This window comes from Aeribacillus sp. JST-2 (assembly GCF_056032925.1).
The window spans coordinates 1-1,369 of sequence record NZ_JBVVUU010000102.1 but is presented as its reverse complement, the minus strand read 5'-3'; the positions used below and the strand labels follow the sequence as shown (position 1 = coordinate 1,369).

Here is a 1,369-nt window from a genome sequence, read left to right as displayed (position 1 = left end):
TAACTGTAGTTGAGCAATTTTCATTACAATAATTACCATGTAAAAAGAGACAAACGGAGTACCCCTTATGCCACATGAAGCTGTTTTTTAACGACATCAATGGGAATATCTTGTTTCGCTGCATCGTAAATAAACTCCACGAGGCTATGTCCTTTCTTCTTTCGAAGGAAGTCAAGCCCGGTAGAGAAATCGCTGTTGGATTCGACCATACTGTACACATAAGCGAGTTGCACCAAGATCCAATACCGTTTCACCGCCCGACGTTGACGAACGCGGTACCCATCGAGCTTCAGCTGGTCTTTCGCTTGTCGAAAAAAGCATTCGATCGACCAACGCTGGGCATAGTAGCGCAAGATCTCTTCATCGCTTAGCTCCCGGTCGGTGCTCAAGACGCAGTGAAGATGTTCGGGTGTCATCGGCTGATCGGCTTTCCAAGCCAACAACACAACGGCATCATCGAGACCTTTCAGCGATCCCTCGTAGCGATACACGCGATAACGCTCTTCTCCCACCGTGACGAGATGGGTGTCGTTCGGTTCGATATAGCGGGCAAACTGTTTAGCTTGGATGGCGATGCCTTTCGGATAGAGAATCCGGTTCGTTTTGAGCATCGCGATGACGTGAAATCCTTTTTTCAGACAGGCTTCCACGAGCGCTTGCGATGGATACCAAGAATCCATCAGCACATAAACGGGACGGCGTACATCCAAAGAAGAAAGCATCTCGATCGCGAGTTCCCCCTTGCTTTTCCCAGCCGCCTTGTCGTAGAGGCGGAACGCAAAGGGAAAAGCTTGGGTCATCGTATGAACCATGAGCCAAACAAGAGAATGTCCCCAGATCGACTTTTTCTCTGTGTGAGAATAGTGCCAATCACACCCTTGAATGGCGTGCGTTGCCCGTGACGAAGGCTTGATTTTTTGGCAAATCGTATCATCGATCGAAACAAAAAGGGGTTGATTTTTCTGTTTGGCGATCCGTTCGACACGATGAAGCATCCATTGCTGGAGTTTGCGAAGCAGCGTCTCTTCATCCCAAGGGCTTTTCGTGAAAAAATGGCTGAGTGTCGTTCGATGATTGGGGTGAAAGCTCCAATGATGAAGATCGGTCAACGTTCCAGAAAAGCCTTTCGTGATCATCGCATCCACGATATGAACGAGATGCTTCATGACAGGTTTTGAAAAATAAAGTGCCAACCCCAACATCGTGAAAAACTTGTGGATTCCTTGATGATGTGCTAATCTATTCATGAGACATGAACCTCCTTGTGTGAATGGTTTGTTGGCACATCTATTCTAATCAAGGAATCGGGTTCATGTCTCCTTTTTTGTTCGGATGTAAATTTATGTTAGTGAATTTGCTCATCTACAGT

At 46.7% G+C, this 1,369-nt stretch carries 1 protein-coding gene; it reads right to left on the bottom strand.

What is annotated here, in order from left to right:
* Positions 1 to 65: 65 nt before the first annotated feature.
* Positions 66 to 1,247: an IS701 family transposase gene (locus tag AC0KTX_RS16750; protein WP_341343397.1), complete on the bottom strand. Its 1,182-nt coding sequence runs from the start codon at positions 1,245 to 1,247 to the stop codon at positions 66 to 68.
* Positions 1,248 to 1,369 lie beyond the last annotated feature (122 nt).